Below are 13,670 nucleotides of genomic sequence, written 5' to 3'. Positions count from 1 at the left end.
GATTGGTCTCCGGGTCCCGCCTCCCCGCGACACTCCCCAAATCGTTGAGCCTGGATGCGAAAACGCCCGCGACGGTATTTCCGTGCGGGCGCTTCAGGATCGCAAGACTGTTCGCGGGCCGGGGTTTTTGTCCCAGCCAGCCTTGTCAGGCCTTGGTGGCGAGCCCTGCGTCGATGAACAGCTGATGCAGTTCGCCCGCCTCGTACATCTCCATCATGATGTCGCTGCCGCCGACGAATTCGCCCTTCACGTAGAGCTGCGGGATGGTCGGCCAGTCGGAGTAGGCCTTGATGCCCTGGCGGATTTCCATGTCCTGCAGCACGTCCACGCTCTCGTACGTCGCGCCGAGGTGATCGAGGATGGCGATCGCGCGGCTGGAGAAGCCGCACTGCGGGAACAGGGGCGTGCCCTTCATGAACAGGACGATGTCGTTGCTGTTGACGATGTCGCCGATGCGGGTGTTGACGTCGGACATTGCGGAAAAATCCTTGGGAGAAGCGTTCTGGGAGATCAGTTGGGAACTGCGGTGGTCAGTTGCAAGGCATGGAGCACGCCGCCCATACGGCCGCCCAGCGCCTCATAGACCAGCTTGTGCTGCGCGACGCGCGGCTTGCCCGCGAACGATGCCGAGACGACATGCGCGGAATAGTGGTCGCCGTCTCCGGCAAGGTCGGTGATCGTGACCTGCGCATCGGGCAGCGCGGTCAGGATCAGGGCTTCGATTTCGTGGGCTGGCATGGCCATGGGATTGTCTCCTGAAATTCTCTGGAAAGGGGAGTGCGCAAGTCCGCGCAGCTTACCCTAGAAAGGCGCGGCGGGCGTCGACCTGCTTGGCCTCCAGCGCCTCGCGCACTTCGGCTTCGCTGGCGTCTACGCCTGCGGCGATCAGATCGCCCAGCAGCTTGCGCACGACGTCCTCGTCGCCCGATTCCTCGAAGTCGGTCTGGACCACGGCCTTGGCATAGGCGTCGGTCTCGGCCTGCGAGAGCTGCATACGCTCTGCGGCCCATTCGGCCAGCAGGCGGTTGCGCCGCGCCTGAATGCGGATCGCCATTTCGGATTCGCGGCCGATGCGCGGTTCGAAGCCGCCGTGTGCCGACGAAGAGTCGTTCGCAGTGTCCATGGTGTCCTGTGTGCCGCCGTTTTGCGCGAGCTGGGGCGTGCGCGGGTTTTCTCGCGCCGACATAGGGCCGGGAGGGCGTTTCCGGCAAGAGGCTTTCGAGGTGCCGGGCCGTAAGCGGGCCGGGTCAGGGGAGGTGGGGGGAGGGTTGGGCCGCTCCCCCGCGATCCGGATCAGGCCGCGCTGACAGGTGCCTTCGCGAGGAAGGGCAGGTCGATGCTGGCCTTGGCCTCATGCCCGGCGATGGCGGCGTCCTGCGCCAGCGTCAGGCCCACTTCGTCGAGGCCGTTCAGCAGGCAGTGCTTGCGGAAGGGATCGATCTCGAAGGTGAAGCGGTCCTGAAAGGGCGTGGTGACGGTCTGGCTTTCCAGATCGACATCCACCGGCTGCTCCACGGCGACTTCCATCAGGCGGTCGATGGCTTCCTGCGGCAGGGCCACGGTGAGGATGCCGTTCTTGAAGGCATTGCCCGAGAAGATGTCCGAGAAGCTGGGCGCGATCACGCAGGTCACGCCCATGTCGAGCAGCGCCCATGCCGCATGTTCGCGGCTCGAACCGCAGCCGAAGTTGTCGCCCGCGATCAGGATCGGTGCGCCTTCGTAGGCCGGGTCGGTGAAGACGTTGCCCGGTTCCTTCTTCACCGCCTCGAACGCGCCCTTGCCGAGGCCTTCGCGGGTGATCGTCTTGAGCCAGTGCGCGGGAATGACGACATCGGTGTCGACGTTCTTGCGCCCGAACGGGATCGCCTTGCCGGCGACGTGGTTGATGGCTTTCATCGCTGCGTGCCTCAGTCCGTCTCGGCCGGGAAGTGCGGCGCGGTACTCGTCGGCGAGGGCAGCGAGCGGGCATCGCGCGCCTTTTCGCGGCGACGCTTCACGAACAGCAGCGCGGCAGAAATCGCGGCCGAGCCGATGGCGGCACCGGCAGCCACAGCGGCGCGACCGGCGAGGTTGTTTTCGGTATCTTCGGACATCTTGGTCATCCCATCAGCTCGCGAACGTCGGTCAGGTGGCCGGTGACGGCAGCGGCGGCGGCCATCGCCGGGCTCATCAGGTGGGTGCGCGCACCCGGCCCCTGACGTCCGGTGAAATTGCGGTTGCTGGTCGAGGCGCAGCGCTCGCCTGCCGGAACCTTGTCCGGGTTCATCGCAAGGCATGCCGAGCATCCCGGCTCGCGCCATTCGAGGCCCGCCTCGACGATGATCCTGTCGAGGCCCTCGGCTTCGGCCTGCGCCTTCACCAGACCCGATCCGGGGACGACGATCGCCCACTTCACGTTATCCGCCTTGTGACGGCCCTTGAGCACTTCGCAGGCCGCGCGGATATCCTCGATGCGGCTGTTGGTGCACGAGCCGATGAAGACGTTCTGGATCTCGATGTCGGTCAGCTTCGTGCCCGGCGTCAGGCCCATGTAGTCGAGGCTGTGGCCGACCGCGTCGCGCTTCGAGGCATCGCCGAAGGCTTCCGGCCCCGGAACGAGAGCGCCGATGGGGGCGGTGTCCTCGGGGCTGGTGCCCCAGGTGACGGTGGGCTGGATGTCCTCGGCGCGGATATGGACGGACTTGTCGAAGCTCGCGCCTGCGTCGGTCGCGAGGCTCTTCCACCACGCGACGGCCTTGTCCCAGTCCTCGCCCACAGGGGCATAGGGGCGACCCTTGACGTAGGCGAAGGTCGTCTCGTCCGGCGCGATCAGACCGGCGCGGGCGCCGCCCTCGATGGCCATGTTGCACACGGTCAGACGGCCTTCGACGGTCATCTCCTCGAAGACGTTGCCGCAGAACTCGATGACATGGCCGGTGCCGCCGGCCGTGCCGATCTCGCCGATGATGTGCAGGATCACGTCCTTGGAGGTGATCCCGGCGCCGAGCTTGCCCTCGACGCGCACTTCCATGGTCTTGCTCTGCTTGAGCAGCAGCGTCTGCGTCGCGAGCACATGCTCGACCTCGCTGGTGCCGATGCCGAAGGCCAGCGCGCCGAGGCCGCCGTGGCAGGCGGTGTGGCTGTCACCGCACACGATCGTTGCGCCGGGCAGCGAGAAGCCCTGCTCGGGGCCGACGACATGGACGATGCCCTGTTCGGCGTCGGCATCGCCGATGTAGCGAATGCCGAATTCGGGCGCGTTCTTTTCCAGCGCGGCCAGCTGCTGGGCGCTCTGCGAGTCGGCGATGGGCACGCGGTTGCCATTGGCATCGCGGCGCGCGGTGGTGGGAAGGTTGTGATCGGGCACCGCGAGCGTAAGGTCGGGACGGCGTACCTTGCGACCGGAGCTGCGAAGGCTTTCAAAGGCCTGCGGGCTCGTGACCTCGTGAACGAGGTGACGGTCGATGTAGATGAGGCAGGTGCCGTCGTCGCGTCTGTCGACGACGTGGGCGTCCCAGATCTTCTGGTACAGCGTGCGGGGTGCGGTGTCAGTCATGGTGAAAGGGCGATTAGGCGCGCCGGTCCCGCAATTCAAGAGGGACGGGCGCGCCTTGTCGCGCAATTATCGTGCTTGTCATTGCGCTATCCGCCCAGCGGAGGGGGAGGGAGATGCCGGGGGGGATAGCGCAGGTGGCGTGACGATCAGTGGCGATAGGTGACGGTCTTCTTGACGACCGTGTGATGCGCTGCGTGGGCGGGGGCCTTGTGGACGACAACGGTGCGGTGGACGACCTTGCGGGCAGGCGCACGGCGCACGACCTTCTTCGTCATCACCTTCTTGGTCACGACGCGGTGGGCGGGCGTTACCTTGTGGGTCACGACGGTCTTGTGGACGACCGGCGCGGCCGTGGCGGGAAGTGCGGCGCCGAGACCGATGGCGGCGACCAGAGCGGGGGCGAGAATGCGGGTGAACTTGGTCATCGTGGTGTCCCTTCTTGATGGCGGAAGCGCGGTCGTGAGTGACTGTCTTTCCGTTGCATTCAGATTTAGAGCTATTTTGATGAACGTCCGAAAAACAAGGCGTCGCAGGATCTTGGGAAAGTGTCGCCAAATGTCGCGGGAAGATCGGCCTGTTCGGTGGGCTGACGCAGGGCGGGCTGACAGCGAGGCGGCGCGGGCGTAGAAGCAGCGGCATGGATTTCGTTCTTGCCCTCTCGATCGTGCTGGCCAGCGCCGCCGCGATGGAACTGGTCGCCTGGGCCAGCCACAAGTACGTGATGCACGGCTTCGGCTGGGCGTGGCACCGTGACCACCATGAGCCGCACGATAATCTGCTGGAGAAGAACGACCTTTATGCGCTGGTCGGTGCGGCGATCAGCATCGCCATGTTCGCGCTCGGCTCGCCGCTGGTGATGGGTGGTCTGCTGGGGGCGGCAGCATGGTGGCCGGGGACGTGGATTGGCCTTGGCGTGCTGGTCTATGGCGTGATCTATACGCTGATCCATGACGGCCTGGTGCATCAGCGCTATTTCCGATGGGTGCCCAAGCGCGGCTATGCCAAGCGGCTGGTGCAGGCGCATCGCCTCCACCATGCGACCATCGGCAAGGAGGGCGGGGTGAGCTTCGGCTTCGTGATCGCCCGCGATCCTGCCGTCCTGAAGCGCGAACTGGCTGCGCAGCGCCGCGCGGGAATCGCCGTGCTGCGTGAGGTGGCGGACGATTGATCGGGTAAGGGCTGGACGCGGGCGGTATCAGCCGCCATCTTGGCACAGCGATGCTTGAACCAGTCGAAGTCGAAAACCTCATCATCGAAATCCGCGACCACTACGTCGCCCAGTTCCGCGACTTTGCCGCACGCATGCGCGCCGAAGGCGAGGAAGGCAGCACCGAGGTCAAGTTCGAGGTACCCGATCCCGGCAGTGCCTTTCGCGGGCTGATCGTGGTCGATCACATCACCTCGGGCGAGGATATCGTCGCCAGCGATTTCGATCCCGAACAGATGCTCTCGTTCAACCGGATCGAGGGGCTGGTGAACGACATGGCGCTCGAACTCGAAGGGCTGCGCTGGGACGGCGCGGTGCTGCGCCACGATCTGCCCGATGCTGCGCCCGCTTTGGAGGACTGGTTCGAACGCTGGTTCGATCCCGACGAACTGCGGCTCGATCCCGAGGCCGAACTTTCGGAGAACATCCACGCGCTCTATGTCGAGCCGGGCGAATTGCAGGTCGATTTCGGCACGGCCCCTGCCGAGGCGTTCTGGGAGCTGCTGGGCACTCTGTCCGCCGCCGGGGCCGCGCGCGTGGTGGTCAGCGGGTAAAGTCGAAGAAAAGCGTTTACCCCGCCGCCAGCCGCGCCGCCGTCTCGCGGATCAGCGCGATCATGTTGGGCACACCCTGCGTGCGGTTCGACGAAAGCTGGCTCTTGAGATCGAACGGTTCGAGCACGGCGGTCACGTCGGTTGCGGCGACGTCCTTCGCCGGACGGTCCTGCACGGCGGCGATCACCAGCGCGACGATGCCCTTGGTGATGGCCGCGTTGCTGTCCGCCAGGAAGTGCAGCGTGCCGTTGTCGGCTTCGGTCGGATAGACCCAGACGCTGGCCGAGCAGCCGCGTACCTTGGTGGCATCGGTCTTCAGCGCATCGGGCATCGGGTCCAGCTCGCGGCCCAGTTCGATCAGCAGGCGATAGCGTTCGTCGCCATCGAGGAATTCGTACTCTTCGCGGATATCGTCGAGGCTGCGCATGGCAGGGCATTTAGAGGCCGGTGCGCGAAGGGCAAGGGGGAGAATGGTGCCGACGTGCCGCAGCAGGGCTGCCTGCACGATTGCGCCGGGCGCGCGTTCCTGTCAGGGGAAGGGCAAGGTTTACGTGGTTCAAGGCGTCTGAACACAAGGAACTCGTCATCCCCGCGCAGGCGGGGATCCAGAGCTCAAGGCGCCCCGGCCACTGGATCCCCGCCTGCGCGGGGATGACGACTAAGAGAGAGACGTTCCAGCCGATGCCATCAGCCTCCAGCCATCCGTTCTTCTCGATGCACCGCCACGGCTTCGTGCGCGTCGCCACCTCCACGCCGCGCGTGCGGACCGCCGATGTTGCCTTCAACACCGAGGCGGTGCTGGCCGAGGCGGCGCGTGCGCATGCCGCGCATGTCGATCTGGTGGTGTTCCCCGAGCTGTGCCTGTCCTCCTACGCGATCGACGACCTGCATCTGCAGCGCGCGATGATCGAGAGCGTCGAGGCGGCCATCGCCCGCGTGGTCGCGGCGAGCGCGGCGCTCTCGCCGGTGCTGCTGGTGGGTGCGGCGCTGGCGCGCGAGGGACGGCTGTACAATTGCGCAGCTGTGATCGCCAACGGGCGGCTGCTGGGTGTCGTGCCCAAGAGCTTCCTGCCCAACTATCGCGAGTTCTACGAAAAGCGCTGGTTCTCCAGCGGCAAGGGCGTGCGCGGCGAAACTATCCGGGTGAACGGCGAGGACGTGCCCTTCGGCACCGATCTGGTGTTTGCCTCCAACCAGTTGCCCGATTTCCGCCTCTTCGCCGAAATCTGCGAGGACGTGTGGGCCGCGATCCCGCCCAGTTCGCTGGGCGCGCTGGCAGGCGCGACGGTGCTGTGCAACCTCTCGGCCTCGAACATCGTCATCGGCAAGAGCGACGAGCGCCACACCCTGTGCCGCGCGCAGTCGGCCAGTGCGCAGGCGGCGTACATCTATTCCGCCGCCGGGCATGGCGAGAGCACGACCGACCTTGCCTGGGACGGGCAGGGGATGATCTATGAGCTGGGCGGATTATTGGCGCAGTCCGAACGCTTCGCGCTGGAGCCGGAGCTGTGTATCGCCGATGTGGACGTGACCCGCATTGCGCTCGACAGGCTGCGCTCGCCCACCTTCGCCGATAGCGCCGACCTCGCCTTCGCGAGCCTGCCGAAGTTCCGTACCGTGGCGTTCGATCATGTGCCCGCAAGTGGCGATATCGGCCTCGCCCGCCCGCTCGCCCGTTTCCCCTTCGTGCCCGATCGCGCCGACAAGCTGGACGCGGACTGCTTCGAGGCGTTCAATATCCAGGTCGATGGTCTGATGCGCCGGATTGCCTCGACCCACGCGAAGTCGCTGGTGATCGGCATTTCGGGCGGCCTCGATTCGACGCAGGCGCTGATCGTCGCCGCGCGCGCCTGTGACCGCCTCGGCCTGCCGCGCACTTTCATTCGCGGCTACACGATGCCCGGCTTCGCGACGAGCGACGGCACCAAGTCCAACGCCTGGGCGCTGATGCGCGCTGTGGGCATCACGGCGGAAGAGATCGACATTCGCCCCGCCGCAACGACGATGCTGAAGGACATCGGCCATGCCTTCGCAGATGGCGAGCCGGTTTACGACGTGACCTTCGAGAACGTGCAGGCGGGCCTTCGCACCGATTACCTGTTCCGCCTCGCCAGCCAGCACGCGGGCTTCGTGCTCGGCACCGGTGACCTGTCGGAACTGGCGCTGGGCTGGTGTACCTATGGCGTGGGCGACCAGATGAGCCACTACGCGGTCAACGCAGGGGTGCCCAAGACGCTGATCCAGTACCTGATCCGCTGGTGCGCGAACGGCCAGTTCGACGAGGCGACGGCGCAGATCCTGCTGGCGATCCTCGATACCGAGATATCGCCCGAACTGGTGCCCGCAGGCGCGGACGGCGCGATCCAGAGCACCGAGGCGAAGATCGGGCCTTATGCGCTCAACGACTTCTTCCTCCACCACATCGCCCGCTTCGGCCAGAGCCCGTCGAAAGTCGCGTTCCTGTGCTGGCACGCCTGGCGCGATGCGGCGGCGGGCAACTGGCCCGAGGGTTTCCCCGAGGACGCGCGCGAGGCGTACGATCTTGCCACGATCCGTTCGTGGCTGGAGAAGTTCCTGAACCGCTTCTTCGCGTTCAGCCAGTTCAAGCGCTCGGCGATCCCCAACGGCCCGAAAGTCTCCTCCGGCGGCGCGCTGTCCCCGCGCGGAGACTGGCGCGCGCCCTCCGATGCGAGCGCGGCCGTGTGGCTGGCGGAACTGGAAGCGGGCGTGCCGAAGGACTGATCGGTCCGGATTGGGGGAGAAGCGACCCCAACATTCTTCGTCATTCCCGCGCAGGCGGGAATCCAGCTTCCGACCTCACGGTGGAGCGTTACCGTGGACTGGATCCCCGCCTGCGCGGGGATGACGAAAGGGGAAATTCGGATGGATGGCAGCTAATGTGTTGGGAGAGGCCATGATATCGGGATTTATGGCTGGAGCGGCCATGTTGTCGGGATTGTTCGGCCTGACAGCTTCGCCCCCGCCCCCGCCTTCCACTTACGACCCGCATCCCGGTCCCTTCATCGTCTTTACGGATGGGCAGGGCGGTGTCGGTGCCGAAGGGCGGAGCGCGGTCAAGGCCGCCTACGAGGCCTGGCATGGCGATCGCTGGTCAGCCTTTTTGTTGTGCTTCCAGCCTTCGCAGGCACAGGCAGCACAAGGCAGCGCCGCCGCCGGCCTTTCCGTGCAGCGCGCTTCTTTGGCCCATGTGTCGCAGGCGTTGCGCGAAGCGGGGGATGTCCGGATCGTGATCGGAACCCCGGATATGTGCCGCAAGCTGCGTATATCCGGGCAGGAGCGGCAGTACGTGCAGATTGACGGCGTACTGCCGCAGTAGCCAGACGGCCCAGCCTGTCTTCAATCGCGCAGTTTCTCGATCTCGCGGGCAAGATCCTTGCCGTGACGGTCATCGGTTGCGATGCGTTCGAGGACGGCGATGCGCTCGCGCAGCTTCTCGACCTCGCGCTCCAGTTCGCGCTCGTGGTCGGTCGGGCCGGAGGGGGTGAAATCGCGGTCGCGGTCGCGGTCGCGGCCCGGGGTTCGGCCCAGCCGACTGCGGCGGCGACCGAAGTTGAACAGCTCGCGCGGGTCTGTGCTGCCGCCATGACGAAGCTGCTGCGAACGCAGCCAGGTCACGCAGCCGATGGCGAAGAGGACGACGATGGCGGTGCCGAAACTCATTGCGTGGTCACTTTCCTGATCTCTTGGCCGCTGATCTCATGTCCAATGTCGGCAGAGGGAAGGCGGGCGTCAAGCGCCGTCGTGTCGTGGGATGAGGTGTCCCGAAGCGCCTCGATCTGGTGGGCAAGGCCCAGCGCGCTGCCGCCGTCGGTCAGGATACGTTCCAGCACGCGGACGCGGTTCTCCAGCTGTGCATTGTGCGCGGCATACTGCGCGGCCTTTTCCGCCGCCAGCTTTGTCGAGGCACCGGCGGTGATCTCCAGCTTGCGCTCCATGAAGGCGAGGCGGCGCTTGTAGGCGCCCGCCAGGATCGCGAAGATGATGATCGTCGCGATCAGGAAGGCGCAGAAGCCCATGAAATCGCCGGGGCTCACTGGCGGGTATCCTCGGGCACGGGCGGGGCGGTCCGCTCGGCCTCCACCTCGCGACGGTCGCGCAGCGCCTCGATCTGGAGCGCGGTGTCATAGCTGCCATCGGTGATGATGCGCTCCAGCACGCGCATGCGCTCTTCCAGTTCGGCGACGGTGGTGGCGTGGCGCGCGGCCCGATCTGCTGCCTTGTCGGCGGCGAGATCGGCGGCGGACTGGATGTGCAGTTCGGCGAGATGGGTCTGCTGCCGGGTCCAGATGAAGAAGCCGCCCAGAAGGAAGGGGGCCAGCGGTATCAGTATCCAGAGGTTGTCCACGAGAGGTGTCCCTGTTGCGTGCCCGGAAGTATGGCCTCAGTTGATTTTCTGACCGGCTGCAGGATCGCGCGCGGTCTCCACCTCGCGCTTGTCGCGCAGCGCCTCGATCTGGAGTGCGGTGTCATAGCCGTTGTCGGTGATGATGCGCTCCAGAATGCGCACGCGCTCTTCGAGCTGGGCATTGCTGGTGGCGTAGAGCGCGGCCTTCTCGGCCGTGGTGTTCGCCTGGATTTCGGCCATGCGGCGCTGGTGGCGCGTCCAGATCGCGACGATCGGGATGGAGAGCGCGAAGATCGGGACGAGCAGGTCGGGATCGAACATGATGGGTGTTCCTTCAGAAGGTCTCAGCGCAGGCTGTCGATCTCGGCGGCGAGGCGCGAACTGCTGCTGGTCGAATAATGCGCTTCCAGATCGCGCACGCGGCGGTCGAAATCGTCGAGATCGCCTGCGATCTTCTCGCCGCGCGCGGTGGTGCCGGAGCGAGAGGCGCGGTCCAGCGCGATGTCGTGGAAGGCACTGCGCGGGGCGTGGGGCGAGCGGATACCGCGGGCGCGGCGGCGCTCCATCCGGCGCAGCAGGCGCGCTTCGTCGGCCTCGTCATAGAGCCCCATCGGGCGCGAATCGGCCAGCCAGGCGACCGCGATGTAGACGAGGACCGGCACGCCCGAGCCCATCAGCGTCACCAGCACGGCGGCGAGGCGAATCCACAGCGCGTCGATGCCGGTGTAATCGGCGACCCCGGCGCATACGCCCCAGATCTTGGCGTTCGATTTGTCGAGATAGAACTGTCCGCGTGACATCGTTCCGTTGTCCTTCCCCAGAGGCCGCCGGGCACTGCCCTGCCGCGGCCGAAATGCGTCTTGTGTACGTGCGGCGCTCGACCGTGTTTTCGGTTTTACGCCGGCTTGTCGGTCATCGCGCGCTTCATCGCCGCGAGTTCGTCCTCGATCGCATCGCCGTCGGCCAGCGCGGCGATCTCGTCGGCGAGCGTGGGCTGGCGGCGGTCATCGCCGAGCGAGAGCGCTTCGGCACGGCCTTCGGCATAGTCCACGCGGCGTTCGAGCTGGTCGAAGCGCGCCAAAGCCTCGTCCACCCGCTCGCTGGCCAGCAGCGTGCGCAGTTTGACGCGATTCTCGGCGCTCTGCAACCGCGCGGCGATGGCGCTCTGGCGGCTGCGGGCTTCGCGCAGGCGGTTCTGCAGCTTTTCGATGTCCTGCTCGTAGGCGAGCAGCGCATCGTCGAGCACCGCGACTTCGCCGGTCAGCTGCTCGGCCATGTCGGCGGCCTTCTTCTTTTCCATCAGCGCGGCGCGGGCCAGATCCTCGCGATCCTTGGAAAGCGCCAGTTGCGCCTTCTCGGACCAGTCCGCCTGGAGCTTGTCCAGCTTGATCAGGTGGCGGCGCAGTTCCTTCTGGTCGGCGATGGTGCGCGCAGACGAGGTGCGTACTTCGACCAGCGTCTCTTCCATCTCCAGAATGATCAGGCGGATCATCTTCGCCGGGTCTTCGGCCTTGTCGAGCAGGTCGTTGAAATTGGCGGCGATGATGTCGCGGGTGCGGCTGAAGATGCCCATGGCGGTGGTTCCTGTGATGCGGGTTTTGCCGAAGGAGGTGTGGCGGAATGTCGTCTCGTCCGCCGAGTCCGCTTCAAGCGGGTAGAGCGTGACGGTGCGGGGGTTAGAGGGGCCAGAGTTAGAGGGGCCAGAGTTAGAGGAACGCGCGTTCGAGGCGCGTTCGATCTCGGCGTCGAGGCGGCTCATGCAAGCGGTGCTCCGCAGGCATGGACGCTGGAAAGCGTGGTGGCCGATGCGGGGGCGGCAATCGCATCGGCGGCGCCGATCTGTCCGGCCATGGCCAGCACGTTGAACACGGCGAGCACCAGCAGGCCGACGAACAGGGCGATCTGGGCACGCGAGCGGACATCGGCATTGGCACCGGCATCGGCGTCCCGCACCGGAAGCGGTGCGCGGTCTGTCCACCGGTCCACGGGGTGACTGGTCTCGAACGGATGCATGACGGTTGGTCCCTGTTGCGGCCCGGCGGGTCTGCCGAGCGATTGTTCATTGTACAGCAAGCCCCGTGCCAAATGGACAAAAGCGCACATTCGCGTGGCTATCGCACTGGAAACATGCGGATCAAAAATCACAGATTGCCAATTATCGGTGAAATATGCCAATTTATGGGTATGGAGCGCGACGTTCAGTTCATCGGCCAGTCCTCGGCCTTTCTCGATGCGGTGGAGCGGGCCAGTCGCGCTGCGCCGGTCGGGCGGCCGGTGCTGGTCATCGGGGAGCGCGGCACCGGCAAGGAGCTGATTGCCCAGCGCCTCCATCGCCTGTCCTCGCGCTGGGACGAGCCGCTGGTGACGCTCAACTGCGCGGCGTTGCCCGAAACGCTGATCGAGGCGGAGCTGTTCGGGCACGAGGCGGGCGCCTTTACCGGCGCGGTCAAGGCGCGGGCCGGGCGCTTCGAGGAGGCCGATCGCGGCACGCTGTTCCTCGATGAACTGGGCAATCTCTCGATGGCGGCGCAGGAGCGGCTGTTGCGCGCGATCGAATATGGCGAAGTGGTGCGCATCGGTGCCTCGCGTCCGGTGCAGGTCGATGTCCGCATCGTCGCGGCGACCAATGCCGACCTGCCGCGCATGGCGGAGGAGGGTGCGTTCCGCGCCGACCTGCTCGACCGCCTGAGTTTCGAGGTCATTACTCTGCCGCCGCTGCGTGCCCGCGAAGGCGATGTCGGGCAGCTTGCCGACTATTACGGTCGCCGGATGGCGAGCGAACTGGGCTGGGAGCGCTGGCCGGGCTTTGCGGACGGGGCGATGGCGGCGCTGGAGGCCTATCCATGGCCGGGCAACGTGCGCGAATTGCGCAATGTGGTGGAGCGCGCGGTCTATCGCTGGGGTGACGAGGAATTGCCCATCGGCGAGGTTGTGTTCGACCCGTTCGCCAGTCCCTGGGCGGCGAAGTATGCAGAGGCTCCGGTCGAAGTGCCCGGAGGTGTCGTTGCTATCGCTGCCCCGGTCGCGTCGGCTTCTTCGCCGCCGGCATCATCGCCTGCAAACTTGCGCGAGGCGGTCGAGGCGCACGAGCGCAGCCTTGTCCTTGCCGCGCTGGAGCGCCTGCGCTGGAACCAGCGCAAGGCCGCCGAAACGCTGGGCCTCACTTACGATCAGCTGCGTCATTGCCTGAAGAAGCATGGGCTGCAGCGGGGCGGGTGATCGCGCTTCTGTTTGGCGTGTTGCAACGCCCTTGCAATTTTTCGGAATCGGGCCTATCCGCCTTGTCATCCCGTAATTGGTGACACAACGAACGGGCTGGCGCCGGTAGGGGCCGGCGCGAAACCGCGTTGCCGAGCACGGTCCGACATATCCGGCGCGATGCGCCGACAAGACATACGAACGGAATACCGATTGACCGATATTGCCCGCCTTGTTGAAGTGATCGAACCCGAAGTTACCGCTCTGGGCCTCGATCTCGTGCGCGTGCGCATCTTCGGCAAGAGCGAAGTCGGCGACGACGAGATCGCGCTGCAGATCATGGCCGAGCGTCCCGAGACCGGGCAGCTCGTGCTGGAAGACTGCGTGACGCTCTCGCACCGCATTTCCGATCGCATGGACGCGCTGGAAGAAGCGGGCGAGGATCTGATCGAAGAGGCCTATCGCCTCGAAGTCAGCTCGCCGGGCATCGACCGTCCGCTCACCCGCGTGAAGGATTACGCGAACTGGGCCGGGCACGAGGCCAAGATCAACCTGTCCGAACCCGTGGAAGGCAACCGCAAGGGGCTCCACGGCGATCTGGTCGGCATCGAGGGCGATGCCGGTGCCGAAGTGGTGACGCTGGAGGATCGCAAGTCCGGCCGCGTCAGCTTCCCGCTCGCCCACGTCAATTCCGCAAGGCTGGTCCTGACCGACCGGCTGATCGCTGCAACCCGCCCGCTCGACGCCTCTGGCGCGGACGAGGAAGTCGTCATCGATGACGACACTTTCGAGGAACAGGAAGACTAAGCC

The 13,670-nt window shown here is 66.0% G+C and carries 21 protein-coding genes; 6 read left to right on the top strand and 15 right to left on the bottom strand.

All coding sequences use genetic code 11. The features are described 5' to 3' along the window. Positions 1-145: 145 nt before the first annotated feature. The 7 genes from grxD to AC3EC3_RS07345 all read right to left on the bottom strand — a co-directional run bounded on the left by grxD (position 146) and on the right by AC3EC3_RS07345 (position 3,960). Positions 146-475, bottom strand: coding sequence for a Grx4 family monothiol glutaredoxin (gene grxD / locus AC3EC3_RS07375; RefSeq protein ID WP_260924071.1), 330 nt, complete (start codon positions 473-475; stop codon positions 146-148). A 35-nt stretch (positions 476-510) separates the two neighbouring features. Then, entirely contained in the window at positions 511-744 is a 234-nt protein-coding gene (locus AC3EC3_RS07370; RefSeq protein ID WP_488488942.1) for a BolA/IbaG family iron-sulfur metabolism protein, read from the bottom strand. Positions 745-796: 52 nt separating this feature from the next. Beyond that, entirely contained in the window at positions 797-1,123 is a 327-nt protein-coding gene (locus AC3EC3_RS07365; protein WP_488489227.1) for a DUF1476 domain-containing protein, read from the bottom strand. A gap of 170 nt (positions 1,124-1,293) precedes the next feature. Further along, the gene (gene leuD / locus AC3EC3_RS07360) at positions 1,294-1,896 is read right to left on the bottom strand and encodes a 3-isopropylmalate dehydratase small subunit (protein WP_488488941.1); all 603 of its coding nucleotides are present in this window, start codon (positions 1,894-1,896) and stop codon (positions 1,294-1,296) included. An 11-nt stretch (positions 1,897-1,907) separates the two neighbouring features. Then, positions 1,908-2,093 carry a hypothetical protein gene (locus AC3EC3_RS07355; RefSeq protein ID WP_488488940.1) on the bottom strand — a complete coding sequence of 62 codons (186 nt, stop codon included), beginning with the start codon at positions 2,091-2,093 and terminating at the stop codon, positions 1,908-1,910. Between the two features lie 5 nt (positions 2,094-2,098). Further along, positions 2,099-3,535 carry a 3-isopropylmalate dehydratase large subunit gene (leuC, locus tag AC3EC3_RS07350; protein WP_488488939.1) on the bottom strand — a complete coding sequence of 479 codons (1,437 nt, stop codon included), beginning with the start codon at positions 3,533-3,535 and terminating at the stop codon, positions 2,099-2,101. Between the two features lie 146 nt (positions 3,536-3,681). Beyond that, positions 3,682-3,960 (bottom strand): hypothetical protein, encoded by a 279-nt coding sequence (locus AC3EC3_RS07345; protein WP_488488938.1) that lies wholly within the window; start codon positions 3,958-3,960, stop codon positions 3,682-3,684. A 212-nt stretch (positions 3,961-4,172) separates the two neighbouring features. Here AC3EC3_RS07345 and AC3EC3_RS07340 point away from each other — a divergent pair, with 212 nt between their 5' ends. Together AC3EC3_RS07340 and AC3EC3_RS07335 are read left to right on the top strand one after the other, a co-directional pair. Next, positions 4,173-4,703, top strand: a complete 531-nt coding sequence (locus tag AC3EC3_RS07340; protein WP_488488937.1) for a sterol desaturase family protein — start codon at positions 4,173-4,175, stop codon at positions 4,701-4,703. A gap of 50 nt (positions 4,704-4,753) precedes the next feature. Next, positions 4,754-5,296, top strand: a complete 543-nt coding sequence (locus tag AC3EC3_RS07335; protein ID WP_488488936.1) for a hypothetical protein — start codon at positions 4,754-4,756, stop codon at positions 5,294-5,296. A gap of 16 nt (positions 5,297-5,312) precedes the next feature. On the opposite strand, the gene AC3EC3_RS07330 is transcribed toward AC3EC3_RS07335, so the two are convergent. After that, positions 5,313-5,723 (bottom strand): SufE family protein, encoded by a 411-nt coding sequence (locus AC3EC3_RS07330; RefSeq protein WP_488488935.1) that lies wholly within the window; start codon positions 5,721-5,723, stop codon positions 5,313-5,315. A 254-nt stretch (positions 5,724-5,977) separates the two neighbouring features. On the opposite strand from AC3EC3_RS07330, the gene AC3EC3_RS07325 reads away from it, so the two are divergent. Both AC3EC3_RS07325 and AC3EC3_RS07320 read left to right on the top strand, forming a co-directional pair. Next, positions 5,978-8,038 (top strand): NAD(+) synthase, encoded by a 2,061-nt coding sequence (locus AC3EC3_RS07325; protein WP_488489226.1) that lies wholly within the window; start codon positions 5,978-5,980, stop codon positions 8,036-8,038. 202 nt (positions 8,039-8,240) lie between these two features. Beyond that, positions 8,241-8,633, top strand: a complete 393-nt coding sequence (locus tag AC3EC3_RS07320; RefSeq protein ID WP_488488934.1) for a hypothetical protein — start codon at positions 8,241-8,243, stop codon at positions 8,631-8,633. A 20-nt stretch (positions 8,634-8,653) separates the two neighbouring features. Here AC3EC3_RS07320 and AC3EC3_RS07315 read toward each other — a convergent pair whose 3' ends face one another. The 7 genes from AC3EC3_RS07315 to AC3EC3_RS07285 form a co-directional block, all read right to left on the bottom strand. After that, positions 8,654-8,977, bottom strand: coding sequence for a hypothetical protein (locus AC3EC3_RS07315; protein WP_488488933.1), 324 nt, complete (start codon positions 8,975-8,977; stop codon positions 8,654-8,656). Further along, positions 8,974-9,351: a hypothetical protein gene (locus AC3EC3_RS07310; protein ID WP_488488932.1), complete on the bottom strand. Its 378-nt coding sequence runs from the start codon at positions 9,349-9,351 to the stop codon at positions 8,974-8,976. The genes AC3EC3_RS07315 and AC3EC3_RS07310 overlap by 4 nt, the downstream gene beginning before the upstream one ends. Then, positions 9,348-9,662 (bottom strand): hypothetical protein, encoded by a 315-nt coding sequence (locus tag AC3EC3_RS07305; RefSeq protein ID WP_488488931.1) that lies wholly within the window; start codon positions 9,660-9,662, stop codon positions 9,348-9,350. Before AC3EC3_RS07305 ends, AC3EC3_RS07310 begins: the two co-directional genes overlap by 4 nt. A 36-nt stretch (positions 9,663-9,698) precedes the next feature. Further along, complete coding sequence (locus tag AC3EC3_RS07300; protein ID WP_260924047.1) at positions 9,699-9,983, bottom strand: hypothetical protein; 285 nt, start codon at positions 9,981-9,983, stop codon at positions 9,699-9,701. Positions 9,984-10,006: 23 nt separating this feature from the next. Then, positions 10,007-10,462, bottom strand: a complete 456-nt coding sequence (locus AC3EC3_RS07295) for a PspC domain-containing protein (protein ID WP_488488930.1) — start codon at positions 10,460-10,462, stop codon at positions 10,007-10,009. A gap of 95 nt (positions 10,463-10,557) precedes the next feature. Beyond that, positions 10,558-11,421 carry a phage shock protein PspA gene (gene pspA, locus AC3EC3_RS07290; protein ID WP_488488929.1) on the bottom strand — a complete coding sequence of 288 codons (864 nt, stop codon included), beginning with the start codon at positions 11,419-11,421 and terminating at the stop codon, positions 10,558-10,560. Beyond that, the gene (locus tag AC3EC3_RS07285) at positions 11,418-11,675 is read right to left on the bottom strand and encodes a hypothetical protein (RefSeq protein ID WP_488488928.1); all 258 of its coding nucleotides are present in this window, start codon (positions 11,673-11,675) and stop codon (positions 11,418-11,420) included. The genes pspA and AC3EC3_RS07285 overlap by 4 nt, the downstream gene beginning before the upstream one ends. A 171-nt stretch (positions 11,676-11,846) precedes the next feature. On the opposite strand from AC3EC3_RS07285, the gene pspF reads away from it, so the two are divergent. Both pspF and rimP read left to right on the top strand, forming a co-directional pair. Next, the gene (pspF, locus tag AC3EC3_RS07280) at positions 11,847-12,881 is read left to right on the top strand and encodes a phage shock protein operon transcriptional activator (RefSeq protein WP_488488927.1); all 1,035 of its coding nucleotides are present in this window, start codon (positions 11,847-11,849) and stop codon (positions 12,879-12,881) included. 192 nt (positions 12,882-13,073) lie between these two features. After that, the gene (rimP, locus tag AC3EC3_RS07275) at positions 13,074-13,667 is read left to right on the top strand and encodes a ribosome maturation protein RimP (protein ID WP_488488926.1); all 594 of its coding nucleotides are present in this window, start codon (positions 13,074-13,076) and stop codon (positions 13,665-13,667) included. The last annotated feature ends 3 nt before the right edge of the window (positions 13,668-13,670 follow it).

The organism is Novosphingobium sp. BAM6 (assembly GCF_057784955.1).
The sequence above is the reverse complement of the archived record's forward strand: the minus strand, read 5'-3'. Positions and strand labels throughout refer to the sequence as shown.